Here is a 25,411-nt window from a genome sequence, read left to right as displayed (position 1 = left end):
TTCAGTTAAAAAGGAGCCAAATGGCTCCTTTTCTTTATTCTGTAAGACTCTTCACTCTTAGAGTACATGGAGGAACGCACACTTTGTATCTAGAAAATCATAGTCATATGTAGAGCATGAACTTTTCAGGATTGTGTTCGATGACTAAGGCCAACACGTAAACAACGAGGCTTGTTGATATCAAGCCAAACAGAAAACTGACCCGAAATACCATCGTTGTTATCGTGATAAAACCATAGGCAAATACACCACTATTAATCATAGCGTACAAATTATCCAGACCAAAACTTGGTAAGGGTGCGCTAATAAATAGGAGTGAAAACATCATAATATTTGAAAATTTTTTAACCCAACTTAGTTTTTGTAGATAAAAACCCGAAATAGAAAAGGACAACAACAGCAATGGCACTAACCCATAATAAGTAAATTTGTAATATGGCGTAATCCAATCTGAACTCTGGTTTAAGAATAGTATTATGCAAGTAACAATGGTCGATGATAATGCTAAAGAAAAACACTTTGTTCCTTTGTAAGGTTTGTCTTCAAAGTTAAATAACTTAGAAATTCCCACTGCAATACCAAGAACAACCCATGCAAATGTCACTAGCTGTAAAAATGCGATCTCTTCGCGGATGGCAAAAAAGCCAAAGTAAATAGCATGATAAAAAGACCAAACCATACCAATTGGTAAACCCAAGGAGAGTTTTTCTAGGAGAATTTCTGACTGCTCTTCGTAATGAATAGTCCACCATACTAGTGCGACATAAGCGAGCAACACACCAAAAATGACAACATATTGCGCTTCTGAGATACTGATAATCATTGGAACTAAGGCTAGGGTTAAGCCAATGATAACAAATAGAATCTGGTAACAAATCGCGGGTAATGTGCAAATAAGTCGCCAAAATACCCTACCGATATCTTGAAGAAGTTCGTAGGTTTGAGCGATAAAATAAGCAACAGCAGCGATAAGAAGCAACACTCCACATAGTTTCATCAGGTTAACTAAGTTAAATAGTTTCACCCAGTCACTGCTTTCTTCGGCTTGCTTCAGCTCTTTTTGAGCGTCATCAATGTGAGCGAGTTTCAATAAGGCATTTTTTCTGTCTTCATTTTCGAGAAAGTGTCCAAACTCTTGGTTTGCTTCACTCTCCGTTATCACTCCATTTTTGTAAAGAAGATAGATAGTTGAAAGGCTCACTCTTTCTATTTCTGTAAGATCACGAATTTTTTCTTTATTATTAATTTCATTGATAGTTAAAATTTGACTTTCTTTCTTTTCTATATTTTTTGCTGAAATACTTAATGAACATGTAACACAAAAAATAATAATTAACAGTGAACTAATCGTTTTACACATATGAACGGGATTGCTTTTGACAAGGAAATGTCGAGAAGATAAATGGAATCAAATACAAAGCAAACGATATGTTCATATGCTCGATCCTGAGCCAATAAAATTGAAAGTGATACTTATCACTATTTCAAACAAGGTACTTTAACTTGGTCTACTGACAAAGCCTGTCTTACCCTTCCGTTAGATTCAACCTCATACTTCTAGTAAATTGAGAAACAGACCATGCTAACTATCAATTCATTCGTCCTCTATGTTGAGGACATCCACGTAAGCCAAGCTTTTTACTCGAAACTGTTTGATTGTGAGGTCACGTTTTTGTCTCCAACATTTGCTTCTATGCCACTCGCAAATGGCTTAAAACTGACACTCAAGCAAAGTGATATTCTTTCCCCTTCCAGCGACATCAAAGGTGGTGGCACCGAGTTATCATTTGCAGTGCGCAACCGCCATACGTTAGAGCACGTTTACAACAGTTGGAAAAACATGGGCGTTGAGTTTGCTCAACCACCAATGACTTCGGTGTATGGCTTAAATTTTGTGGCTACCGATCCGGATAAACATCGCATTCGCGTTTTTATTAGTGAATAAAAATGCGTTAAAAATGCTTTTTACCCATTCCCAATGTGACTTCAATAAATTAGACTCAGGGAAACATCAAAAGCTGCGTAGTATATAAGAAGGAATGCCCATGAGCTCAAGTATGATCCTTAGCGAATCTCTAATCGAGAGTGGAAGAGATATCCCCCTCAAAGAACTGCTTTATGCAAAGCGCGTGCTGGATAACTACATGGCGGTAGCAAAAGAGAGCAGCCCACTTGAGCTGTTGACAGAGATGAAATCGGCAGCAAAGCAAGTGGAATACTTTACCACTACGAGTAACCCGTGTGAGGCTCGTAATGTCATCAGTCAGATGATTGATAAAATCGACACCGCGGAATCTTTTGAGTCGTTCAAGGCTTTAGCAGGCAAACCCTCACTAGCTCTCAATGAACTGATTGAAGATCGCGCCCAACTGATTAAACATGAGCGAGAATTGCTGCTTGCTTCAGGCTATGACGCCTCGCGTATCTAAGAATAAACGCTAGCTCCCAAGTTTAACGCTAGCTACGAAAAAGGAGCTCTTAAAGAGCTCCTTTTACTTTCCAAAATCAGGTATAAAAGATCTAGAGGCCGATATCTTCAGTTATTGCTTTGATTTGCTTGAGATCCATTTTATAAACTTCAATCATTTGATCGACCTGACTTAGTCGTGAATTGGCTTCATCGTGTTTATCACACGCGTCCGATTTCACGTCCCAAGATTTACCTTCTAAAAACACATCACACTCTTTTTTTAGTTTTTCGATCTTAGGCAATAATTTCGCCCTTTCTTTCTCTAGAGACTCCAATTCTTGCGAAATTTTCAGCTCTTTTTGAAACACCTCGCGCGATCGTTCAAAGATAGTCGCTTGCATATCCGCTTGACGACTCAACTTCTCATTTTCCGACTTCGTCGTATTGATCTTATCTGCCTGTTGTTTCAATTGAGACTCTAGCGACAGGTTAACTTTCTCGACCTCAGTCAATTGCTTTTGTAACTTCTTAAGCGCTTTCTCGTGCGCTTCATCTTTCGCAGCGAGCAGTTCAGTGACTTTATCTTGTATTTCTTGGTCGAGCGCTTCTTCGCGCACTTTTACTTGAGACACCAACTGCGTTTTATCTTGCGTCAACGCTTGGTATTTTTCTTCTAGCACATGATAAGTCGATTCCCACTTGTTCGCAGTGACAATCGAACCAACAAGGCCACCAAATGCTAAGCCTAATACCGCAGCAATCGCGATATAGATATGAGTACGTTTGTCACGCTCTTCAATGACAACAACGTCGTCTTGTTCTTCCATCTTGTTCTGAGAACTCACCGTATACTACTCCAAGGACTCTTTTACTTTGCTAGCGGATCAATTCCGCAAACATAATCGATGCTGTATAAATCAGAAAGGCGCCAATTAATGTTATAACGGTCGCTTTTTGGACTTTTTCATTGGTTCGATAACGAAACAGCACAAATGCTACTGCAATCAACACCGCAATGGCTAATAATCTGGTCATACCGCCTCCTTGTCCACTTATGAAAAACTGCCTAGGTCCATAGACGGTTTCACAAAGATTTATTGTAACTCATTTATACGCCCCATAAGGTCAACTTAGCGTAGATTTTAAAATAAGTGCTTCGATTTTAATCAAATTTGTGTTCTAAATTGAATAACTTATGCCGTAATAATCAAAACATATTTATCGTTCTGAAGTGTGTTCTTGGTTCTATTCCCTAGCCCAATGAGTTTTGTTTATGCAGTTGCTCACACAAAAAACTTGGTAAACATAGCTTCGTGAAAATAAGTGGGGTTATTTCGTTGAAAATAAATTGATATAGGGTGTTGAAATGGACCAAAAACATGATAGAGTTCACACGTTAATGATGACCAGCATCATTAACTAACCTTTACTCATTTAATTGAGTAATTGTTCCGATGAAGACTGCAGGAGAGTGGTTATTAATCAAATTTTAACATTTGATTAGCATAACTCGCCGAAGAATTAACTATTTCAGGTGCTACCTAGGTAGCGGGGACTGTAGTTGGAGGAACCTCTGGAGAGAACCGTTAAATCGGTCGCCGAAGGAGCAAGTCTTGCACTCACGCAAGGTGAAACTCTCAGGCAAAAGGACAGAGGAGTGGAAAGTTACAACCTAACTATTTTGCTTGGCCTTCCCGCCTACAACCAATAGCTTAGTTCTTTTAGAGATCGTTGATCTCGTCCTTTCCCTCTTCTCCTTATTAGTTGTTTTATTAAGGGGAAATCATGAACGACCTACAATCTTTACTACAAACCATCGATAATTTTGTCTGGGGTCCACCATTGCTTATTTTGCTAGTGGGTACCGGTGTTTACTTCACTTTTAGCCTCGGCTTGATCCAGTTTAAACATCTCCCAACAGCGCTAGCGATGGTATTCAGTAAAGATAAGTCATCTGATAAACAAGGTGACGTTTCTAGCTTTGCAGCACTTTGTACTGCGCTCTCAGCAACGATTGGTACTGGTAACATTGTTGGTGTTGCAACCGCGATCAAACTTGGTGGACCAGGTGCCCTATTCTGGATGTGGCTCGCCGCCCTTTTCGGAATGGCGACTAAATACGCCGAATGTTTGTTAGCGGTGAAATACCGAAGAGTCGATGATAAAGGCCAAATGATTGGTGGCCCGATGTACTATCTGCAATACGGTGTTGGCTCAAAAGCCCTCGCGATAATGTTTGCAGTGTTTGCTTTGGGTGTTGCTTGTTTTGGTATTGGTACGTTTCCACAAGTAAACGCGATTCTGGATGCAAGTGAGATATCTCTCGGTGTTGACCGTGAGCTCTCTGCCTTTGTACTGACTCTTTTGGTTGCTTTCGTGACTTTGGGTGGTATCAAATCCATTGCTAACGTTGCAGGAAAAGTGGTTCCTACTATGGCTGTATTTTATGTGTTGGCGTGTTTAAGCGTGATCATCATGAATGCAGACCAATTGTTCAATGCCGTTGAATTAGTGCTGGTTTCAGCATTTACATCAACAGCAGCGACCGGCGGTTTCTTAGGTGCAAGTATCATGTTGGCGATCCAATCAGGTATCGCTCGTGGCGTATTCTCAAACGAATCTGGTTTGGGTAGCGCGCCTATGGCAGCAGCGGCAGCGAAAACAGACTCTTGTGTGAAACAAGGCCTGATTTCAATGACAGGTACCTTCTTTGATACCATCATTATTTGTACCATGACGGGCCTAGCGTTGATCCTTACTGGCGCATGGCAAAGCGACTTTTCTGGTGCAGCAATGACGACTCATGCCTTTGCGGTAGGTTTGAATGCGGATACATTTGGCCCAATGCTGGTGTCAATTGGTTTGATGTTTTTTGCATTCACAACCATTCTTGGATGGAACTACTACGGTGAGCGTTGCGTTGTGTTCCTCTTTGGTACAAAAGCGGTGCTTCCTTATAAGCTGATTTTCGTTGGTTTGGTGGCATCAGGCGCGTTCCTCCATCTAGACATGATTTGGCTACTCGCCGATATCGTAAATGGTCTGATGGCGATTCCTAACCTAATCGGTTTGATCGCACTGCGTCACGTCGTACTGGCAGAAACCAAGCTGTTCTTTAGCTCAGCATCGCAATCTGATGAAATTGAAGCAGTAAAAGCTTAGTGACATGACAAGTGTTCAGTAATGAACCGTCAATCGCTGAAAGTAAATTGGAAATGGTAAAAAACATAAAGCCCGCTGGTATTCAGCGGGCTTTATTTTATCTTAAGCTAGGCGGTTAATCTCTCAACCATTGATGCTCAACCTTTTCTCCACGTTCTTGAAAAAACTTCGCATTTTTTTGCTTGAATTGATCCGACTTCAGCTCTGATAGAGGCCAGTCTGAAAACGCCTCTGTTACGAACGAATCTCCAACCCCAACTTCAATCGATTCAAGATGCTTCCCGATGTAGCGATAAAAGTAGCTCTGCCCCAGTGCATCACAAACCATCGGCACATGTCTCATGCGTTGATGGTTGACGGATACTGAAGCCCAAGTTGTCGTTTTAGGTTCGCAGCTTTGCTCTTTTACAACATCAACTTCAAATTTATTGTCCATTGTTGTCGAGACAAAAACGACAATACCGTCATTCATATACACACGTCGAAGTAATAGCTGTTTCGTGTCTTGAGTTCGCGTCTGTTGTATTCCATTGGAAAATGGCTCGAAATAGCCCCAGTGCCAAGACCAGGTCATGCCACGTTGCGCAAACTGTACCTGTGGCCATGTCTGCCAAACAATGGCACCAACCACGCCAGTAATAAACACAACGAGCAATATCAAAAGGTGGTAAATATTGCGCATTACACGGGCTTTTCAATCAATAACTTTACGCCAAGTGCGACTAAGACAGCGCCCGTCGCCCCTTCCATCCACTTCATAAAGCTTGCATTCTTTAACAGGCTCTTAGCTGAGTTAAGTGCGCCAGCCAAACCACACTGCCAAACCATCGCAATAATAAAGTGCACGGATGCCATCATCATTGATTGAAGCAAAGGAGAACCTTCTGGATTCACAAACTGTGGCAAGAACGCCAAGTAGAAAACTGCCGTTTTTGGGTTCAAGACGTTAGAAAGAAAGCCCTCTCTAAAAGAGCGTTTGCCATTAAACACTTCATGAACCTGCTCAGTCACTGACAAACCATTCTTCGACGACATCAGGGCTTTTAAACTGCTCAGACCAAGCCAAATAAGATAAGCTGCACCAATCATTTTTACGATTTGGAACAACTCTGCAGATTGCGCCAGAATGGCCGAAATACCAACCGCTGAAAAGAAAGCATGCACAAATAAGCCAAAGCAAATCCCTAAACTGGTTGTACATCCGTCTTTTAAACCCGCGCGACTGGTATTACGGATAACAAGGGCCGTATCTAAACCCGGCGTTAGCGTTAAAATAGTGATGGCAATAATAAATGCCTCAAAATTCAAGATATCCATATTATCGTGATAATTAATTGTTAATCCGTCATCAATACCGTCAATCCACGAGATTCGCAAGCTTCTTTTTTAAGAGAGCTATACAACTGAGTGAATTTATGGACAATGAGTGAAGATTAATTGTTAATTATTAGTAAATTAACGCAGGTTGTTTCGTGCAACTCGACGTAAAGGACCCGTTATCGGGTGTTTAGGGAAAGAACAAAAGAATAAGAGTAGTCACATGAAAGCATTTACAAAACTCATTGAACATTCCAAAAAAGTGGCAAACTTTGAGCACCTCTCTTCCATCATAGGTTGGGACCAAGCAGCGGTCATGCCATCTGGTGGCGCTGAAGCGCGCTCCAATGCTATGGCAGAACTTGATGTACACATCCACTCATTGATGACTCAGCCACACTTGGGCGAGCTTTTCGCTCAGGCAGAAAAAGAGACGCTATCTGCAAGTGAAAAGTCCATCCTACGAGAAATGAAACGTGAATGGCAACAAGCTAACTTGCTACCAGAATCATTAGTTCAAGCTCAATCTCTTGCTGGCTCCAAATGTGAACATGCATGGCGTACGCAACGCGGAGAAAATGACTGGTCTGGCTTTGAAAAGAACTGGGCAGAAGTCGTCAAACTATCGCAAGAAGAAGCGCAAATTAGAGCCGAAGCAAACGGCACAACGCCTTACGATGCCATGCTTGATATTTATGAACCAGGCACAACGTCTGCATCGTTAGACACGCTTTTTGCTGACGTAAAAACGTGGCTACCTTCCTTGATAGACGAAGCGCTTGAAAAACAGCAATCAGACAACATCTTATTGCCAACTGCGCACTACCCTGCGGAAAAACAAAAAGCGCTGGGACTGGAAGTCATGAAGCTACTTCAATTCGATTTTGAACACGGTCGGCTTGATGAAAGTGTCCACCCATTTTGTGGCGGTGTGCCAACAGATGTGCGTATTACAACACGTTATGATGAAAGCGAGTTTGTCCAATCATTGATGGGGATCGTCCACGAAACTGGCCATGCCAGATACGAGCAAGGGCTACCAAAAGATTTAGCAGGAACCCCAGCTGGTCAAGCCCGCTCTATGGGAATTCATGAGTCACAGTCGCTCTTCTTTGAAATGCAAATAGGACGAAACAACGCATTTATCGACCACCTTGCTCACATAGCTTCCAAGCATTTTTCTGGGGATGAATTTGAAAAAGACAATCTAGCCAAAATCTACACTCGCGTAGAGAAAGGCTTTATTCGCGTAGATGCCGACGAATTAACATACCCTGCCCACGTTATTCTTCGATATGAAATTGAACGTGATCTTATTAACGGTGCCATCAAGCATACAGACGTACCAGAGCTCTGGAACGAAAAAATGAAAGCGTATTTGGGACTCTCAACGGAAGGCAATTTCAAAAACGGTTGTATGCAGGACATTCATTGGACGGATGGAAGTTTTGGATATTTCCCGTCCTACACTCTCGGTGCGATGTACGCAGCCCAGTTCATGGCCGCAATGAAGCAAACAGTAGATGTGGACGCGGTTATTCGCTCTGGCGATCTGACGCCGATATTCCATTGGCTGTCGAAGAACATCTGGAGTAAAGGCAGCTTATTAACAACAGATGATCTCGTAAGAGAAGCAACGGGTGAAACACTAAATGCTAAGCACTTCCAAGCGCACCTAAAAGGCCGCTACTTGTAAATAGAAAAAGAATAGAACGTAAAGCCCAAGGTTCGTATGTTCCTTGGGCTTTTTTAAGCTCTTTCTATGCTATGCCAAGCTAGGGATAAGTCTGGGCTTGTACAAACAATCCTCGCCTTCAGGTCTGGTTTTAAACCGACGGTGAAGCCACATATATTGGCTCGGACTTGCCATGATTGACGTTTCAACTATCTTATTCACGAAAACTGCCGCACCTTGAGGATCTTCTTTCGGGAAACCGTCGACTGGCGCACTAATCGTCAAGGTATAGTGTCCGTCCTTTCCTCTTACCATCGTAAAAGGCACGATGGCACAATCTGTCGAATCAACCAGCAGACTTGTACCTGTCGTCGTGCAAGCATTTTTAACGGCAAATAATGGCGCAAACGTTGAGCGTCGGTTTCCATAATCATGATCCGGTGCATACCAGACCCGCTCACCCGTTCTAAGCGCTTCAAGCATGGCTTTAACGTTCTTGCGATCAATAAGCGTACGATTAGAGCGAGAACGCCCCTTGTATTGAAAGTAATCAAAACACGGATTGTTGTTTGGGCGATAAACACCAGTTCCAGACTTTTTAATGCCAAAAGCACGAGCACCTAACTCTAAGTTCATCGAGTGTACGGCCAACATTAATGCCCCCTTGCCTGATTTTTCTAAAGCCTCGAGGTGCTCCATTCCTTTTATCGTAACGTGTTTGTTTACCCGTTTATCAGACCAAAACCATGCCATCGCGGTCTCAAATAGCGCAATACCTGTATTGTCGATATTGTCTTTTAAAATTGCTTCGCGTTGGCATTCTTCCATCTGAGGAAAGCAAAGCTCAAGATTGCGCCTAATCGTAACTTGACGTTTTTTCATGATTCGCATAGCTAAACGGCCAATGCCACGTCCTAATGCTAATTGAACTTTGAAAGGAAGGAGACTGAGTAAGTACATCACGCTGATGATAATTAAGGTTCCCCAGTAACGAGGCAAAAGAAATTCAGCCTTGAATTCAGGCTTTTGGTATTTATTCATGTGAGTATTGTCAGATGTGCCCATCTATAAGTGATAAAAACAATGATAATGGACTGCACTTTTATCATTGATAGCGCTAATAACATAAATTAAAGCGCGCGGATTCTATGGTTCTTCGACACACTACACAATAAGAACTTTGCAGAAATATGTAGGGGGATGAAAAAGCAGCAAAGATGAATCACCACGTTAACATCGATTGGAGTGATTAATCTACCGCACTTTCATAAAGTTTGGACAAACATAACTTTGTGTTTTCAATGCGCTAGATAATGGTGTTTTTTTAACCCCATAATGCATCTATAATGAAAATAACAATAAACATGATAACCATTACCCTGAACAAGTAGGACAACTTTCCGGTGCCACCTTTTGGCGCTTGGTTACAGCATCCCATTGTGTTTCTCCATCGTTTCATTTCGATATGGCGTTAATGTACTCCTTGACCTTAGGGGAAAGTCAAACCTTTACCTAAAGGTTCTAATTTATCGCTATAAGTGTTTATTTATCCGACATATCACTCGTTTATATCCCATGGAAATAAAGCGCGTTGTTTTCAGCTCATTTTCGGATAAATACATACCGTTTTTCGCTATATACCCACTATTTATGAGGAATCTACAATACGCGAGTCTTACTTGTAGCACGCTACTTTTACAACCTAGAAGTTGTGCGCTCATCCATTAAAGGTATCGAATGAGCAATATCGTTAAATCCGCCGTTAAATTGAGTGTTTTCTCTATCATCATGATTACCGTAACTTCGGTCGACAGCATAAGGAACATTCCTGGGGCGGCTTTGTTTGGTAGCCATGCCATTTCTTTCTTCTTACTTGCCGGACTCTGTTTTTTTGTCCCTACAGCGCTAGTGTGTGCTGAGCTAAGTACCACTTATCCAGAGCAAGGTGGTGTATATCTTTGGGGCAAAGAAACACTAGGGCCAAACTTTGGCTTTGCCACCGTGTGGTATCAATACGCTGAAAATATTGTTTACTATCCACCGTTAATTTCATTCATTGTTGCAACGGGAGCCTACCCTTTTTTCCCAGATCTGGCGCAAAACAACATGTTTATGTTGTTGATGATTAATGTGATTTTTTGGGCGTTAACTTTAGTTAATATCTTTGGCTTGCGCCTCTCTTCCCTGATTACAAATGTATTCGGCACCCTAGGTTTGATATTTCCGATTCTATTGATTATCGGATTAGGCGGGTACTGGGCGTATACCCACTCTGGTGAGTCTCATATCTCGCTTCGCCACGTATCTGACTGGTTGCCGGACCTTTCTCAAGATGGGATCGGAGCTGGTTTTACTGCGGTAGTTCTGTCACTTACAGGCCTTGAAATCACGACCTCTTATGCAAGCGAAGTCGAAAATCCGCAAAAAGCCTATCCCAAAGCTCTGCTGATCTCCACAACCTTAATCTTGGTTTCTCTGACGGCGTGCTCACTGTCTATTTCTTCGGTCGTCTCAAGTGATCATTCTAGTTTGAGTGAAGGAGTGATACTTGCCTTCAAAGCTTTTTTTGATGATCTGCACCTCTCATTCCTGCTGCCTGTCATTGCCCTTGCTATTGTTTTTGGCACGCTTGCAAGCCTGAATAACTGGATAATCGCCCCAACTAAAAGTCTGCATGTTGCCGCAAAAGATAGTTTCATGCCGATGTCGCTCGCCAAAGAAAACCGCAACCAAGCCCCCGTCTCATTGTTGCTCTTGCAAGGCACGATTGTTAGCGTGCTCTCTTTGGTTTTCATTTTTGCTCCTAACGTCAATCAAGGCATGTGGTTATTGAATATCCTGATGACTCAGCTCTATATGGTGATGTACATCTGTATTTTTGTTAGCTTTTTGGTCTCACGCTACAAACACGCAGATATTGAGCGCCCATTTCGAGTTGCGGGCGGAAAAATAGGAATGTGCTTAGTGGCAGGATTAGGCTTGATGAGTTGCTTGGTGACGATTGTTGTATCTTTTGACGTGCCAGCAGGAATTAGCGCAAAAACTGGTGCATATGCACTGATATTAGGATTTATCGCATTTAGCCTCCCAGCGTTCGCCGCCGTGATGTATCGCAATCGAAAACATCGTCAACAAAGCAAAATGCTTGAGGTACTAGTAAGTTAACTATTGGATTGACATTAAAAAGCCGCAGCAATTTCTCGCTACGGCTTTTTATTTGGCATCACTAGTTGTGTTAGTTATCCGTGTCCTACAGTCTTGGATAACAGGTTAACAATCATCACACCAGTGAGGATAAACCCAATGCCAACAAGCGCCGGCAAATCTAGCCGCTGTCCATAAACAAAGTAGCCAACCGTAGCAACTAAAACAATACCCACTCCACTCCATATGGCGTAAACAACCCCAACAGGCATCGTTTTTACCGTGACGGAAAGCAAGAAGAAAGCAATGCCGTAACCAATCAGAACGACTGTGCTAGGCATCATTTTCGTAAATTGCTCTGTTTTGGGAATATAGGAAGTGGCAATCACTTCACATACAATCGCGATCGACAGCGCCAACATTGGCGGCATAGAGACAAGCATTTTGAACATAAGGCATTAACGCTCAACAGAAATGTAACCGACAACACGTCCGGATAATTAGGTCGCGCATTATACCCAACTCATCTCTCGATGGAATACCTCTTACTCAAGCGGCTTCAAAATGCAGGATTCACAGCGTGATCACTTGAATATAGAGACATTCACACGCCATCGCTTTCACTCACTTGTTGATGAGTAAGCGACAGGCCTGCTTTTTGGTGCTGCCGAGCAATTTCAAAGTAGATGTGCATATCAATTGGCTCTGGTGTATTGAGCAGCATCTTGCCCACTTCTCGTTGAAAGTGACCATAATTACCTAACTCATCCGTCAACCCTAACTGCTCGTAAGAAGGTTCATTGGCAAACATTCCATAGGCATACTGATAATGACTTAGATCCTTGCTCTTATCATAACCAAGCTCTTGAAGGGCTTGATCAATTTCTTTCGGCGTATAAGTGTCTTTATCGCCAAACAAGCGCAATAGTACGCTAGGAACCTCTTGAGCGATGCTCTGAATTTTTGTCTTTCTTTTAAAAATACCGAACATAATGTCCTCCACTGACGATGTTTCCAAATACACACTTTAATGCATATTGGTGAGCTGATTGTTTTTAGTATGGCTCATTAATCTGAGACTTCCTTACAACGAAGTCACTTTCGCATATTAACGTGATCACATAATTACCAGCAAATAGTACGAACAGCGTTTCAAACATATCTCATCAGAAACTCCGCTCTAGTCACAATTGTGTGACAGCTTCGAGCTCGGTTTACCATAATGTAAAGAGTAGATTGAAAAGTCATATTTCGTATCGACATCTAAACTTAATTAAGTTAGCTTTAGAAGTATAGACGTCTAGATTGACTATACTTAGGGAGAGAAAGTCGTGCCAATTAGAATTCCAGATCAATTACCAGCCACCGATGTGCTAAGGACAGAGAACATCTTCGTAATGAGTGAAACGCGTGCTGCGAGTCAGGAAATACGTCCTTTACGAGTGCTGATCCTGAATCTGATGCCCAAAAAAATAGAAACTGAAACTCAGTTTTTGCGTCTACTCTCAAACAGCCCATTACAAGTCAATGTCGAGTTATTGCGCATTGATAACCGCCCAAGCAAAAATACGCCAACCGAACATTTGGATACTTTTTATCGTCAATTTGAAATGGTGAGAGATAAAAATTTCGATGGCATGATCATTACTGGTGCCCCACTAGGTTTGGTTCAATTTGAAGATGTCATTTATTGGGACCACCTAAAAACCATCATGGAATGGGCAAAAGATCATGTGACATCGACTCTTTATGTCTGCTGGGCAGCACAAGCAGGGCTGAAGTTGCTCTACGATCTACCTAAAAAAACGCGTAAAGAGAAACTTTCAGGCGTGTACCATCACCAGATTCATCATCAATTCCATCCTATGTTACGTGGGTTTGATGACACATTTTTAGCGCCTCATTCACGCTATGCCGACTTTTCACCTCACTTTTTAGAAGAACATACCGACTTAGACATCCTAGCCACATCGGATGTTGCAGGTGTTTACTTAGCGACAACAAAAGACAAGAGAAATGTGTTTGTTACTGGGCATCCTGAATACGATTCGCATACCTTACATAACGAATATATCCGCGATTTAAGCGAAGGCATGGAACCAGCCATTCCCGTCAACTACTATCCAAACAACAATCCTGATAATCCACCAATTGCCAGTTGGAGAAGTCATGGACATCTCCTCTTTTTAAACTGGCTGAACTACTGCGTTTACCAGCAAACACCTTATGATCTTGATCACTTCAGTGAAGACGCTTTTACTAAAGACGATTAACCTCAAAGCACGCAAACAAAGCGCTTATGATGCCTAAATGTAATATGTGAACCAAGCCGCCATATGGCGGCTTTTTCATACCAGTTTGCAAACCTGATCGCATAGTGTTTTTTCCTCAATAGGCTTTTGCTACGTAATTCATATCATGCTGGGAGATTCAGGGATGTAGGGACAAAGAATGAAAACAACAAAGCTCGGTGCACTACTATTAATCTCTCAGTTTGCACTTGTGGGCTGCGTGACGGTGAAAGAAGATGGTAGCCCTGTCGTTAAAGCCGATCCTGTAGCAATGGCAGAATCACGTATCGCACTTGGCCTAGGTTATTTAGAAGGCGGCAATATGATTCGCGCGCATGATAACTTGCAACAAGCCTTAACCCACGCACCTCAATACTATCGTGCTCAGTTATCGATGGCTCACTACTATGAAACGGTTGGTGAAGATGCTAAAGCCGAGCAAATGTATAAACGCTCTCTACGCCAACACACCAAAAACGGTAACGTGCTCAATAACTACGGCACCTTTCTTTGCAAGCGGGGTGACTTCGAGAAAGCCGATCAAATGTTTAATCGAGCCATTGAGCAACCTTATTACTATCTCATTCCGGCCAGTTATGAAAACGCCGCATTTTGCGCGTTGAAGTCACAAGATAAAGACAAAGCGAAATACTACTTCGCCCGAGCTATTGATCATGACCCTCATAGGCCAAAATCTATTTTGCAGCTGGCCAAGCTAGAAATTGATAGCGGCAATTACACTGAAGCCAGAATTCGATTAATGAGATTTAATCAAATGTATGGCGTTAAGAAACCCTCTTTACAGCTCATGATTCAACTTGAACGTGCAGCAGGTAATGAAGCACTCGAGAAAAAATATCAAAAGCAATTGGAGAGGTTTTCTTAACACGACATCATGATAAAGAAGGTGTACTCGCTCACAGACACTACTGAACTTGACTAAGAATCCAGTGAATTAAAACCCACGGTGAAACATTCATCCTGTACATAAACTTCAAATTCGGTACTATTTGAACGGAATAAGTGACCAAGTCACGTTATAAAAGTGCGCTAGTAAAACGAAATTTGTACATCATACTGTTTCTACTATTGATTTGGGGCGCATTGATAAATGCTAAATATTACTGACATGCACCAGAAGGAAGTTGAAGCCGGATGAAACCTGCCTGCACTCTGTTATCACTCACTTTGCTGAGTTCGCCTTTTGTCGTCAGTGCACAAGAAAATATTGAAAAAACATTCACGTTTGGCATTGTTTCCAATAAAGCTCAAAGCAAAATCAAAAAGTCGACGCCTTTCACGCAGTACGTGACCAATGGTTTGGCTGAATACGGATACACCAAGGGTGCTGTAAAAGTATTTAAAAATTATCGCCAGCTCGCGGTGGCACTTGAAAATGGCACCGTTCAAATTGCAACAGCCACCCCCTTCAATGCAATGACCCTCGAGGCAGAGTCTGGTAGCCAAGCCATTGCCATACGCTGGAAAAAAGGTTTACAAAAATATCATACGGTATTCTTTACCCACAAAGAGAGTGGTATCGAGTCGATTTCTGACCTGCGCGGAAAAACACTTGTTTTTGAAAAGCGTACATCCACCAGCAGCTATTACTTACCCGCTATTACACTGCTTAATCAAGGGGAGAAATTAGAATACCTCCCCTCCTCCGATGACAAACCAGCCAAAGACAGTATTGGATATTTATTCCTTGACGAGCACTTGGCTCAATCGAATGAAATCAACCTTTCAGTATGGGTGTATAAGCAGAGAGTCGCAGCAGGAGCGTTCAGCAATTTCAATTGGAGCAACCCTAAAGATCTTCCAGAAAGCATGAAAGGCAAACTAACGATTTTCGCTCGCTCGGTAGAAATACCTAGAGACTTAATTCTCGCCTCTCCGACCTTAAGCCAAGATCAGCAACATAAAATCACGTCAATATTGCTCGGTATGGAGGCATCTCAGCAAGGTGCCCTAGCACTTAAACAGTTCCAAAACACGAAAAAGATCACCGCTCTAACGCCAGAAATGTCCGCGTCCTTAAATACCGTTCGAACATCTATTCACTTGTTACCGAAGGTGGATTGATGTTCCACAAACTCTCACTCGAAACTAAATACATTTGCTCGACCATTTTTGTTGTCCTGTTTGTCGTAGTGATAAACCTCGCACTATATATGCATGGTTACGATACGTACTCAAATAACTTAACCCGCCAAATCACCGAGAACTCACAAGAAAAAACAGAGTCTTACGTCAAGCAAAAAGGATTGGTTTACGCAGAGTTATTATCAAAGCAACTTTTTGACCCACTCTATACGGATAATATCAGCCAAGCATACGAGCAGATTAAAGCAACATTAAGCCAACCAGATGTCTCGAAGATACACGTTGTTGATAATGAAGGGCTAATCTTTCACGACGGTACGACTCAGCTGAGTATGTTTGCCCAGCCTCATTACCGTTCTCGCTTTATTTTAAAAGCAATAGAAGAGTCTAGAATTCTCATTTCTTTTTCTAAACATCAATTAGAAATTGCGGCACCGATTCAGCAATCGAATATCACACTGGGCGCGGTGTATCTTGAACTCAACCTAGCACATCTATTAGAAGAGAAAGAACAAAACATTGATCAAGTACAAGCGCTTACCTCAAACGATAAGCAAAAGATGTTTAACTTGCTGCTCACGATCAGTGCGATATCCGTTCTGCTCGGAAGTGCCATCGCGTATGCTTTGGGTCGCTCATTAATAAAACCACTCAAACAACTTAAAGAACAATTTACAGAGTCAAATACTCAAGCACTACCAATCACTGATATAAAAAGTAAAGATGAAGTGGGTGATCTTATTTCGGCGTATAACAAAATGTCGAACAAAGTGAACAGATACACAAGCCGGGTGGAGTTCATGGCGTATCACGACATTCTTACCTCCCTGCCTAACCGAGAAAAGTTGCTCATTGATATCCAAAAGCAAATAACGAACCGCAGATCTCCCTCACTCGCGGTTGTTTTTATTGATCTGGATGACTTTAAACATATTAACGATAACTACGGGCATAGCATCGGAGATAAATTGCTAGGTCATCTCGCCTCAGAACTTCAAGGTCGTTTGCCGAGTTACTTCCAGCCTCTTTACCGTCTTTCAACCATCGTAAGCCGAGTCGGCGCTGACGAATTTGTGCTGGTCTTTCCATGCAAAGACAGCCTCCACGCTAGAGAAAAAGCGGACGATATTCATCGCCAATTGCTTTCTCCTTTTAATTTGGAAGAGAACGATATTCAAATTACGGCAAGCCTTGGAGTCGCGGTGTATCCGGAATTTGGCTCAAACGCAGAGTCTCTTTTACAACTCTCCTCACTGGCGGCGCAAGAATCTAAACGACGCGGCAAAGATATCATGACGATATACGATTCCGCGTTTGATGAGACCGTGAAGCAGCGCTTATACATAGAAAAGGAACTGCGCCGCTCAATACGTGATTTATCTCAGTTCGAGCTTTGGTATCAACCCCAGTTCGACCTCAACACCTACCAGTTGATTGGTGTCGAAGCATTGGTTAGGTGGAATCACCCAGAGAAGGGTTATATCAGCCCAGAATTATTTATCCCGATTGCAGAACAAAGTGACTTAATTTTAGAGCTTGGTGAATACCTCATCGAGACAGCAATTAGCCAGCGAGCACAATGGGCGGGTCATTTCACTGCTGATTTTCATATCGCATTAAATTTGTCTCCTAGGCAGATCTACCGCCAAGATTTAAGTCAGCTCTTTTCGAAATATTTACAACAATATCAAGTCCCCCCTCAAACCATTCATGTTGAAGTGACAGAGTCTCTGTTTATTGATGATATTGAGAAAGCGCAGTACGTGCTCAGAAAATTACAAGCTAACGGCGTAGAAGTGTGGCTAGATGATTTTGGAACTGGGTACTCAGCCCTCGCCTACCTACAACAAATGTCGTTTGATGGGCTTAAAATTGACCGTTCATTTATCGCTCAAATCCAAAACAATGAACAAGATGATTCATTAGTCCGTGCGATTATATCCATGGCTCATAACCTAAGAATGAGAGTGGTAGCTGAAGGCATAGAAACCCAGACCCAACTAACAAGGATGGAATCGCTTCACTGCGACGTTGTTCAAGGCTTTTTCTTGGGTAGACCGGTGCCGGCAGAAGAAATCATAGAGTTTGAGCAACAACGCCAAGCAATAGATGACTCAACCGCCAGCAACTATGCTTAACTGAATAATTTATCGCGTTCATTGAATTAAAGGGGATTCGTTCTGCAATATTGGTCACACTTCGCCGTCTCGCCAGTATGAATTTCCTCTTAAAATCTAACATTTGAGATAGGTAAACTACACTTTTCATATCAACTCTTTGGATATGGAAACGCGTGTGGTCGGGATATTTGCTTGGAACAACCTGTCTGTAAAGCAGAAACTTTTTGGATTGGTCCTACTACCAATATTATTGTTATTGCTTCTGGCGGGCAAACATGTACAAAACCTCTCTATCCAAGCTCAAGAACTTCAAAAAGCACAACTCTTCTCCCAATATATAGATCGTGTTTCCTCATTGTATTATTTGACGAGCGATCCAAAGGTCGCGAATAACGCTCAAGAAACCCGCCAACTCGTTCACACTTTACAAGAGACAGCTTCACCTGTTTTTGGTGACAATGCCGATATATTAAATCAGCTCACGAATTTCGAAGAAGCAACACTGTCAATGCTCTCGTCCAATAATACAGAAGATAAGTTAGATGCAGCTGAGTGGCGTGCCGACACATTCAAAGAGATTCTTTTGAGTTTGGATAGAGTCTATTTCAGCCATGTAAGTTATGAAACCAACACTCACCTCTCCTCATTGATGCAGCTTGAGTGGTTAATGTTTTGGTCAACAGAAGAGCATAGACTCAGCAAATACTTGGTGGAATCTACAGAGCAGGGGCAGATTTACGATCCAGCTATCCAAGCCAGTATTCAATCATTAATCCAGAACCAACAACTGCTATTCGAACGCTTTGTCACACTTAATGCGAATAAGCAGCAAGTCAACCTCCTCATCGAAACCTTTACCGATAATGTGTTTGTTAAAAGCCAAGCATTTCGAGCCAATTTGTTGCAGCCATCAAACCTTAGCGTGTTGACCCCCGCTCAAATAGATGACGGGTTGTCTGCGCTTTATAAACGCTTAAGTTTATTACGTAACGTTGATGACCAGATGGAACGACAACTTATTGAGGATATAACCAAGACGATCAGTGAAACAACACAGCACCGCATTGGCTTCATTGCGCTAATGAGCCTCGTGACATTGCTGGTTGTGAGTTTGACACTGAGGTTAGTGCGTAAGGTCACTGGCAACTTGAATTTAGTCCTCGAATTCTTAAGTCGAGACACTTACGAAGAGGACAACAATGAAAACTCACCACTGACAGAGTTGACCAAAGGGAAAGATGAGCTCAGTAAGTTTGCTAAAGAGGTAAAGAAACTGAGTTATGAACGTGAGCAGTCAAGACAAAAGTTAACTCAAGCCAAAGAAGATGCTGAAAAGGCGAAAGATGATGCCATCGAGGCAAGCAAAGCCAAAAGTAGCTTTCTGGCAAATATGTCTCATGAGATTCGAACCCCTTTAAACGGCGTTATTGGCATTTCAGAAGTTTTGTCAGACACGCCGCTAACGGCGACACAGCGTGATTATGTCGACACGATAGAAACCTCCTCGCAATTACTGTTGAGCCTAATAAATGACGTTCTGGACTTCTCTAAAATTGAATCTGGTATGTTGCTTATCAGCCCTCATTCAACCTGTGTTCGTGAATCCATCTACGATATTGCTTCTATTATTTCCCCGAAAGCGAAAGAAAAAGGCATCGATGTTCAAGTCAGCATCAGCCGCAATACGCCCTATCACGTTATGTTGGATGATCACCGTATACGCCAAATTATCATGAACTTCATGTCCAATGCCGTAAAGTTCACCGAACAAGGCTGCGTTGAACTCTCTGTCATCACTAGAGAAATCAAAAATGGTGAAGCGAGCATCGAGTTTTCAGTCAAAGACTCAGGGATCGGTATTGATGAGCAGCAACAAAAAAAGATATTTGCTCCTTTCGCCCAAGAAGATAACTCCACCACCCGACAGTTTGGAGGGACAGGGCTCGGGCTTGCAATTAGCACGCAGCTGGTAGAGTTGATGGGCGGTGAGATTCAGCTTGAATCCGAGAAAGGAAAAGGTAGCCGATTTTTCTTCGAACTTACGGCTCCAATTGTGACTCAAGAGTTCAATGGCTATCACTCCCTTAATCACAACGATATATGGATAGTTTGCAACAACCCTACTTTGGAGCAAAAGCTGCGTGACGAGTTGAGCTTTTTCCACATCAATGTTCAGCAATCAGTAAATACACTGGATGCTCTGCCAACGTGTATTGATAACGAGCGCATCATTGTTATCAACGTAGAAACTTCTCCAAATACCGCAGCCAAGCATCTAGGTGAAATGAAAAGACTTTGCATGCAAAATGTTCGAGTTTGTCTTATTAAACACCTTCATAGTGCCCAGCGTGATTTTGGTAACAGCATTAGTGCATTGGTCACTCAACCCCTCTTAGGACAGCGCTTAGTAAAAGCACTTGAAACTTGTGCTGCAAACTTCCCTCAAGCAAACAAAGAGAACACGACAACACTCAATGCTAAGGCTCTCCCAAAAATCTTGGTGGTCGACGACAACACCGTCAATCAAAAAATCGCTGGATTACACGTCACAAAAGCGGGCTTCGACTTTGATATCGCCGTAAACGGAGAAGAAGCCGTAGATATGTTTCAACAGAATCAATACTGCTTAATCCTAATGGATTGCATGATGCCGGTGATGGATGGGTTTGAAGCAACCAAAATGATCCGTCAAATTGAAGCAAAAGAAAAACGGACGATCAGAATCCCAATTATCGCGCTAACAGCAAGTGTAGTCGATGATGACATTCAAAAGTGTTTTGATGTTGGAATGGATGATTATGTGCCCAAACCTTTTAAAGCGGGTTTGTTGAAAGAGAAATTAGATAAAGCCATTGGACTACGCATTTCCAATATTGTTTCTGATGAAAAGCGACTGGCAACAAACACCACTCACACTCATGAAAAAACCTTGCATGCTGAACAATCAGAAGCGACCGTGACGCCTATTCGCTCAGAACGGATTTTGCTCGTCGAAGATAACAGAGTAAATCAAAAAGTCGCTTCGCTGCTTTTATCCAAAGCTGGTTATCAATTTGAAGTGGCCGAAAACGGACAGGTTGCGGTCGAAATGTTCCAAAAAGACGGCGGGTTCGACATCATTTTGATGGACTGCATGATGCCGATCATGGATGGGTTCGAAGCCTCACGACAAATACGCGCCTATGAAGCAAGTAAAGGTCTTCCTAAGACTCCCATCATCGCGCTAACGGCAAGTGTTGTGGATGATGACATTCAACGCTGCTTCGATTCAGGCATGGACGCTTATGTACCCAAGCCTGTTCGTAGAGAAAAGCTGTTGTACCAGATTGAAAATGCGATATAGGTAGCGATGATGAGCGGCGACATTTCTCTCCTCTGTTTTCTTTTGCGCTGCATAAAACGCTACCTATTCATTGTTGTTTTCCTTCTACCCATAGATAGTCAAGTACTTGCTGCAGAGAGCTACGCCGTTTTCTCGTTTAATAGTGAGTTCTCGCCCCTAACCATCAATAAAGCGCGAAAGTTGTACAGAGGAAAAACGCAACTCTTACAAGGGCAGAGAATTGAGCTATCTGACTGGCCAGCGACATCAGCGGAGAGAGCGGAGTTCTATCGCTACCTTCTCAATAAAAACTTGGCGCAAATGAACGCGCACTGGGCGAGCTTGTCTTTTTCAGGCAAAGCGAGACCACCCAAAGTGATTGCAAACTCTAGCATTGATGCGCTGATCACTTGGATGCAAGAAAAGCCCAATCGGATTGGTTATGCCCCTGCTTCGAGCGTGCCTGGAAATGCTCGTATTTTGTGTGTGGTGAGCTCGGAGGATTAATATGAAAAAATATTTGACCATGTTATCACTGAGTGTTGTCGCCTTTCCGAGCTTAGCCACCATTGAGTTATCAGATCACCTGTCTTTGAGTGGTTTTGGTTCGACATCTTGGTCTAAGTCCGATAACTCTACAACGGTTCTCGTCAACCGCTTTATTCATGATGAAGCCTGCTACGATTGTGACACAACCTTCGGCTTGCAGCTTGATTACTTTTACAAGGCATTTCGAGCATCCGCACAAGTAGTCAAGCGTCCGCAAGATCATTGGAGCTCGCCCCAATTAGAGTGGGCATATTTAGCTTATACCCATAAAAATATAGAGATACGTGGGGGACGATTGAGGCTGCCGCTGTTTTTGATGTCTGAGTATAATTATGTCGGTCACGCTTTTACCCAAGCTCGACCACCAAATGAAGTGTATGACAGCATATTAGGCATCACCGCTTACAATGGTTTATCCATTCGCTGGAATCACGACCTCAATGAGCAAATCATGCTTACTACAATGCCGTTTATAGGGTTTAAAGACAGCAGTGATGTCACCCTCAACGAAGATACTAAACTGAAGATCGAATCAGACAACACAGCCGGAATAAACTTAACACTCAGCGGAAATGCCTACCGTTTGAACTTTTCTTATCTACATGGCGATTATGACCAAACTACGGTTCTCTCCAATACCAAACAATCCACACCTGAAGGGGGAGCCATGTTAATTGACCGTTTGGTTCTAAAAGAAAAAGGCAATACGATTGACCAGTTTTCTCTAGGAGTAAGGTATGAGCTCGATAACCTTGTGATAATGGCTGAAGGACAAACCAGCAACATTTCCTCCTCTTGGTACGCAACAACGGGTTACAACGTGAATAAATTGACGCCCTATATAGTTTACGGCCAACAGTTTAATAACAATGATACAAAAAATGGGGACAGCTATCTGTTTGGGGTGAGATACGACCTAGATTATAACGTGTCACTGAATGCTGAATGGCAAAAGTTTAACGCCCACAATAACGATACTGGCGCGTTTTCATCGATACCAGAAGATAACAGCGCCAATCTTTACACCCTGATGTTAAATTTCGTTTTTTAACTTTTCTATACTGACACCGTATAAACCGTGGGCATTTACCTTTGTTATCGTTGATACATGTTGTGCGTGATTTGACGCTCTTTGTAATAGAATTCTTTGTCATGTTCGCCTATCTCTCGCAATACACGACACGGGTTCCCTACCGCAACAACATTACTTGGAATATCTTTTGTTACCACGCTACCAGCACCAATTACGCTGTTTTCTCCAATCTTGACGCCAGGCAATACCACTGAGTTAGCGCCGATCCATACATTATCACCAATATGAATAGGGATATTGAATTGCGCAACTTCTCTTCTGAGCTCCGGTTCAATCGGGTGGCCTGCCGTTGCTAGTGTCACATTGGGTCCAATCATGACGCTATTGCCAATATAGATATACGTATCATCGACTAGGGTTAAGTTAAAGTTTGCATACACGTTATCACCAACGTATGTATGCCTCCCCCAATTCGCTCGAAGCGGCGGCTCAAAATAGCAGTTGTCACCAACAGCGCCGAGCAAACGTCGTAATATTTCTGTACGCTTTTCAGATTCAGAAGGCCGAGTTTGATTGTAATCGTAAAGAACTTCTAAACACTGTGTTTGCTGCTCGACTAACGCTTCATCATTACAAAAATATATTTTCTGACTATGAAGCATTGATTCACTATCCATAATATCCTCCGTTCTATCTCAGTAGCTTCAGGCTGCTGGAACACCTCGCAATACGAGTTCCTGTCAAGATTGGCTAACAGAATGCATGATGTCGTTTTTTGCAATAAGTTTAATGACATGCTTGCGAGGCCTAACGCAAAATACCGAATAACTAGAAAGAAATATGTGAATCAGACGAGTAAATAACACAAAGCTCGATGCAGAGTTAGCTTTGTTTATCTCGTTTCATTTTCAAGCGCTTTTCTTTACGTCGTAACGCTCGGAAAAACTTCGACTCCTCGTGATACCAGCCGATAACACTAACCGGGAAGCCCACTAGCATCATGATAAAAAGATCCGCGGGCAGTTGCTCCAAAATATCACTCAGGGAGTGCAGCTCACCAAAAATGAATAAACCAATGACTTTACCAAGCAATAGTGCGCAACAAATCATAAAAAAAGACTTCATGATGTAATGCCATTTGCCTTTTTTACGCTCTTCTCGCCAATAGGCATATTTATGTTGTCGGTCGTACATTCATCCCCCCAAAGTGACAATGTCACTAGCCACAAACATTCAGGCAAAGTAACGGCTTTAGCTGCACTCTAATGATAGTGTGAATCAGAAGCGAATGCTTGTCATGGCAATGAGAAAGCGGCACATCATGCTGCACATTTTACGACCTTATGGACGCTAGCATGATCGTGCAATACAGGGAGATATCAGCTTGTTAATTAAGGAGTGAGTTAATGTTTTCGGAACACCCAAATTGGACCAATAAGAAGAAACTGCAAATCTTCGAAAAAAGACGGTTTCTTCCCTTCTATTTTGTGACCAATGAACTGCAATATCCACAGTACACCGAATAGGAGCATCGAAATATGCAGTACGGGCAGCGCCAATACCTCCAAAGACCATATCAGGCCGATGCACGCTAATGTATACCCTAACATCATCATAAAGACGCTGAGAGACAAACGAAAATAGAAAACCCATACAGGTATGACAGCAATCCAGACCCAGTTAAACTCGAAACCCAAGATGGGGATTTGAGGAATTGACCAAATTAGACCGACCACAGATAGGTAAATACCCGGAACTGCGATTGTGTGAATCTTTTGGTTGATGGGGTTTTGATGGCTCTCCCCATATTCTTTTAGCCATTCAGATAATGCTCGCATATCATTCCTACTTTTCCGCCTACTTATTCTTATATAGCTTGAGGATGGAAAAGGTGCGAATTTTTCTGTAATAGCTATTACTGACCAAGCAATGCTCGTTGCACTTTTGGTAGTTTGGCAACGACGAGAGTATAAGAGCGTTCACATAAATCCTGGATCAATCCATCTTCCACATCACCATTAAAATAAACCGTTATCCAGTGACGCTTATTTAGGTGATAACCAGGAGTGATGTCCGTAAACTGCGATGTTAAGACTTCTCCATCTTCTGGCTTTACTTTTACGCTGACATACTCCCGACCGTTTCTCTCTGCAATAATCGCAAACATTTTACCTTTGATTTTGTATACAAGCGCTTCTGGCCCAAATGGGAAATCACTCTCTGCACACATAAAGGTACTTAAATAACCTTCTAACTCTTTGCTTCTCATTCCGTCCCACCCT

Annotated in this window: 24 protein-coding genes and 1 riboswitch; of the genes, 12 read left to right on the top strand and 12 right to left on the bottom strand. The window is 42.4% G+C overall.

All coding sequences use genetic code 11. The features are described from left to right. Positions 1 to 103: 103 nt before the first annotated feature. On the bottom strand, positions 104 to 1,360 hold the full coding sequence (locus ACHFJ9_RS14765; protein ID WP_258623284.1) for an MFS transporter permease: 1,257 nt from the start codon (positions 1,358 to 1,360) through the stop codon (positions 104 to 106). Between the two features lie 219 nt (positions 1,361 to 1,579). On the opposite strand from ACHFJ9_RS14765, the gene ACHFJ9_RS14760 reads away from it, so the two are divergent. After that, positions 1,580 to 1,945: a VOC family protein gene (locus ACHFJ9_RS14760; protein WP_258620322.1), complete on the top strand. Its 366-nt coding sequence runs from the start codon at positions 1,580 to 1,582 to the stop codon at positions 1,943 to 1,945. 100 nt (positions 1,946 to 2,045) lie between these two features. Further along, positions 2,046 to 2,429 carry a hypothetical protein gene (locus tag ACHFJ9_RS14755; protein WP_005393414.1) on the top strand — a complete coding sequence of 128 codons (384 nt, stop codon included), beginning with the start codon at positions 2,046 to 2,048 and terminating at the stop codon, positions 2,427 to 2,429. A 91-nt stretch (positions 2,430 to 2,520) separates the two neighbouring features. Here ACHFJ9_RS14755 and ACHFJ9_RS14750 read toward each other — a convergent pair whose 3' ends face one another. Both ACHFJ9_RS14750 and ACHFJ9_RS14745 read right to left on the bottom strand, forming a co-directional pair. Next, positions 2,521 to 3,255 carry a hypothetical protein gene (locus ACHFJ9_RS14750; RefSeq protein WP_046874891.1) on the bottom strand — a complete coding sequence of 245 codons (735 nt, stop codon included), beginning with the start codon at positions 3,253 to 3,255 and terminating at the stop codon, positions 2,521 to 2,523. A gap of 31 nt (positions 3,256 to 3,286) precedes the next feature. Beyond that, positions 3,287 to 3,445, bottom strand: coding sequence for a hypothetical protein (locus ACHFJ9_RS14745; RefSeq protein ID WP_005377784.1), 159 nt, complete (start codon positions 3,443 to 3,445; stop codon positions 3,287 to 3,289). Positions 3,446 to 3,973: 528 nt separating this feature from the next. Then, a riboswitch (glycine riboswitch) is annotated at positions 3,974 to 4,073 on the top strand. Between the two features lie 122 nt (positions 4,074 to 4,195). Between ACHFJ9_RS14745 and ACHFJ9_RS14740 the strand changes: the two genes are divergently transcribed. Further along, positions 4,196 to 5,572, top strand: a complete 1,377-nt coding sequence (locus tag ACHFJ9_RS14740) for an alanine/glycine:cation symporter family protein (protein WP_006741605.1) — start codon at positions 4,196 to 4,198, stop codon at positions 5,570 to 5,572. Between the two features lie 115 nt (positions 5,573 to 5,687). Here ACHFJ9_RS14740 and ACHFJ9_RS14735 read toward each other — a convergent pair whose 3' ends face one another. Continuing rightward, a complete protein-coding gene (locus ACHFJ9_RS14735) occupies positions 5,688 to 6,254 on the bottom strand; it encodes a hypothetical protein (RefSeq protein WP_005393418.1) in 567 nt (188 codons plus the stop codon). After that, complete coding sequence (locus ACHFJ9_RS14730; protein WP_005393419.1) at positions 6,254 to 6,889, bottom strand: LysE family translocator; 636 nt, start codon at positions 6,887 to 6,889, stop codon at positions 6,254 to 6,256. The genes ACHFJ9_RS14735 and ACHFJ9_RS14730 overlap by 1 nt, the downstream gene beginning before the upstream one ends. A 223-nt stretch (positions 6,890 to 7,112) precedes the next feature. On the opposite strand from ACHFJ9_RS14730, the gene ACHFJ9_RS14725 reads away from it, so the two are divergent. Further along, positions 7,113 to 8,585 carry a carboxypeptidase M32 gene (locus ACHFJ9_RS14725; RefSeq protein ID WP_395357287.1) on the top strand — a complete coding sequence of 491 codons (1,473 nt, stop codon included), beginning with the start codon at positions 7,113 to 7,115 and terminating at the stop codon, positions 8,583 to 8,585. Between the two features lie 69 nt (positions 8,586 to 8,654). On the opposite strand, the gene ACHFJ9_RS14720 is transcribed toward ACHFJ9_RS14725, so the two are convergent. Then, positions 8,655 to 9,605 (bottom strand): LpxL/LpxP family Kdo(2)-lipid IV(A) lauroyl/palmitoleoyl acyltransferase, encoded by a 951-nt coding sequence (locus tag ACHFJ9_RS14720; RefSeq protein ID WP_041853039.1) that lies wholly within the window; start codon positions 9,603 to 9,605, stop codon positions 8,655 to 8,657. Positions 9,606 to 10,301: 696 nt separating this feature from the next. Between ACHFJ9_RS14720 and ACHFJ9_RS14715 the strand changes: the two genes are divergently transcribed. After that, on the top strand, positions 10,302 to 11,729 hold the full coding sequence (locus ACHFJ9_RS14715; RefSeq protein WP_395357285.1) for an APC family permease: 1,428 nt from the start codon (positions 10,302 to 10,304) through the stop codon (positions 11,727 to 11,729). Positions 11,730 to 11,803: 74 nt separating this feature from the next. Here the strand turns inward: ACHFJ9_RS14715 and ACHFJ9_RS14710 are convergent, their stop codons facing one another. Both ACHFJ9_RS14710 and ACHFJ9_RS14705 read right to left on the bottom strand, forming a co-directional pair. Further along, positions 11,804 to 12,139, bottom strand: a complete 336-nt coding sequence (locus tag ACHFJ9_RS14710) for a DMT family transporter (protein ID WP_395357453.1) — start codon at positions 12,137 to 12,139, stop codon at positions 11,804 to 11,806. A 173-nt stretch (positions 12,140 to 12,312) separates the two neighbouring features. Continuing rightward, entirely contained in the window at positions 12,313 to 12,699 is a 387-nt protein-coding gene (locus tag ACHFJ9_RS14705; protein ID WP_301948855.1) for a hypothetical protein, read from the bottom strand. Positions 12,700 to 13,039: 340 nt separating this feature from the next. On the opposite strand from ACHFJ9_RS14705, the gene metA reads away from it, so the two are divergent. The 7 genes from metA to ACHFJ9_RS14670 all read left to right on the top strand — a co-directional run bounded on the left by metA (position 13,040) and on the right by ACHFJ9_RS14670 (position 23,147). After that, the gene (metA, locus tag ACHFJ9_RS14700; protein WP_006741610.1) at positions 13,040 to 13,981 is read left to right on the top strand and encodes a homoserine O-succinyltransferase; all 942 of its coding nucleotides are present in this window, start codon (positions 13,040 to 13,042) and stop codon (positions 13,979 to 13,981) included. Positions 13,982 to 14,159: 178 nt separating this feature from the next. Further along, complete coding sequence (gene pilW, locus ACHFJ9_RS14695; protein ID WP_053807335.1) at positions 14,160 to 14,885, top strand: type IV pilus biogenesis/stability protein PilW; 726 nt, start codon at positions 14,160 to 14,162, stop codon at positions 14,883 to 14,885. A gap of 269 nt (positions 14,886 to 15,154) precedes the next feature. Further along, complete coding sequence (locus tag ACHFJ9_RS14690) at positions 15,155 to 16,084, top strand: phosphate/phosphite/phosphonate ABC transporter substrate-binding protein (RefSeq protein WP_065646792.1); 930 nt, start codon at positions 15,155 to 15,157, stop codon at positions 16,082 to 16,084. Continuing rightward, positions 16,084 to 18,243 carry a GGDEF domain-containing phosphodiesterase gene (locus ACHFJ9_RS14685; RefSeq protein WP_301948856.1) on the top strand — a complete coding sequence of 720 codons (2,160 nt, stop codon included), beginning with the start codon at positions 16,084 to 16,086 and terminating at the stop codon, positions 18,241 to 18,243. The genes ACHFJ9_RS14690 and ACHFJ9_RS14685 overlap by 1 nt, the downstream gene beginning before the upstream one ends. A gap of 157 nt (positions 18,244 to 18,400) precedes the next feature. Beyond that, positions 18,401 to 21,568 carry a response regulator gene (locus ACHFJ9_RS14680; RefSeq protein WP_395357281.1) on the top strand — a complete coding sequence of 1,056 codons (3,168 nt, stop codon included), beginning with the start codon at positions 18,401 to 18,403 and terminating at the stop codon, positions 21,566 to 21,568. 9 nt (positions 21,569 to 21,577) lie between these two features. Beyond that, positions 21,578 to 22,054: a hypothetical protein gene (locus ACHFJ9_RS14675; protein ID WP_005393443.1), complete on the top strand. Its 477-nt coding sequence runs from the start codon at positions 21,578 to 21,580 to the stop codon at positions 22,052 to 22,054. 1 nt (position 22,055) lies between these two features. Continuing rightward, a complete protein-coding gene (locus ACHFJ9_RS14670; RefSeq protein ID WP_395357280.1) occupies positions 22,056 to 23,147 on the top strand; it encodes an outer membrane protein in 1,092 nt (363 codons plus the stop codon). A 44-nt stretch (positions 23,148 to 23,191) separates the two neighbouring features. Here the strand turns inward: ACHFJ9_RS14670 and ACHFJ9_RS14665 are convergent, their stop codons facing one another. The 4 genes from ACHFJ9_RS14665 to ACHFJ9_RS14650 form a co-directional block, all read right to left on the bottom strand. Next, complete coding sequence (locus ACHFJ9_RS14665; RefSeq protein ID WP_114322405.1) at positions 23,192 to 23,806, bottom strand: sugar O-acetyltransferase; 615 nt, start codon at positions 23,804 to 23,806, stop codon at positions 23,192 to 23,194. 205 nt (positions 23,807 to 24,011) lie between these two features. Beyond that, positions 24,012 to 24,323: a hypothetical protein gene (locus ACHFJ9_RS14660; protein WP_046874879.1), complete on the bottom strand. Its 312-nt coding sequence runs from the start codon at positions 24,321 to 24,323 to the stop codon at positions 24,012 to 24,014. Between the two features lie 209 nt (positions 24,324 to 24,532). Further along, the gene (locus tag ACHFJ9_RS14655) at positions 24,533 to 24,967 is read right to left on the bottom strand and encodes a DUF962 domain-containing protein (RefSeq protein ID WP_301656766.1); all 435 of its coding nucleotides are present in this window, start codon (positions 24,965 to 24,967) and stop codon (positions 24,533 to 24,535) included. Positions 24,968 to 25,044: 77 nt separating this feature from the next. Next, entirely contained in the window at positions 25,045 to 25,398 is a 354-nt protein-coding gene (locus tag ACHFJ9_RS14650) for an MmcQ/YjbR family DNA-binding protein (protein WP_005393450.1), read from the bottom strand. Positions 25,399 to 25,411: the final 13 nt, after the last annotated feature.

This window comes from Vibrio sp. D3 (genome assembly GCF_043995865.1).
Lineage (GTDB): Bacteria > Pseudomonadota > Gammaproteobacteria > Enterobacterales > Vibrionaceae > Vibrio > Vibrio diabolicus.
This window is presented reverse-complemented; position numbering and strand designations above follow the sequence as displayed.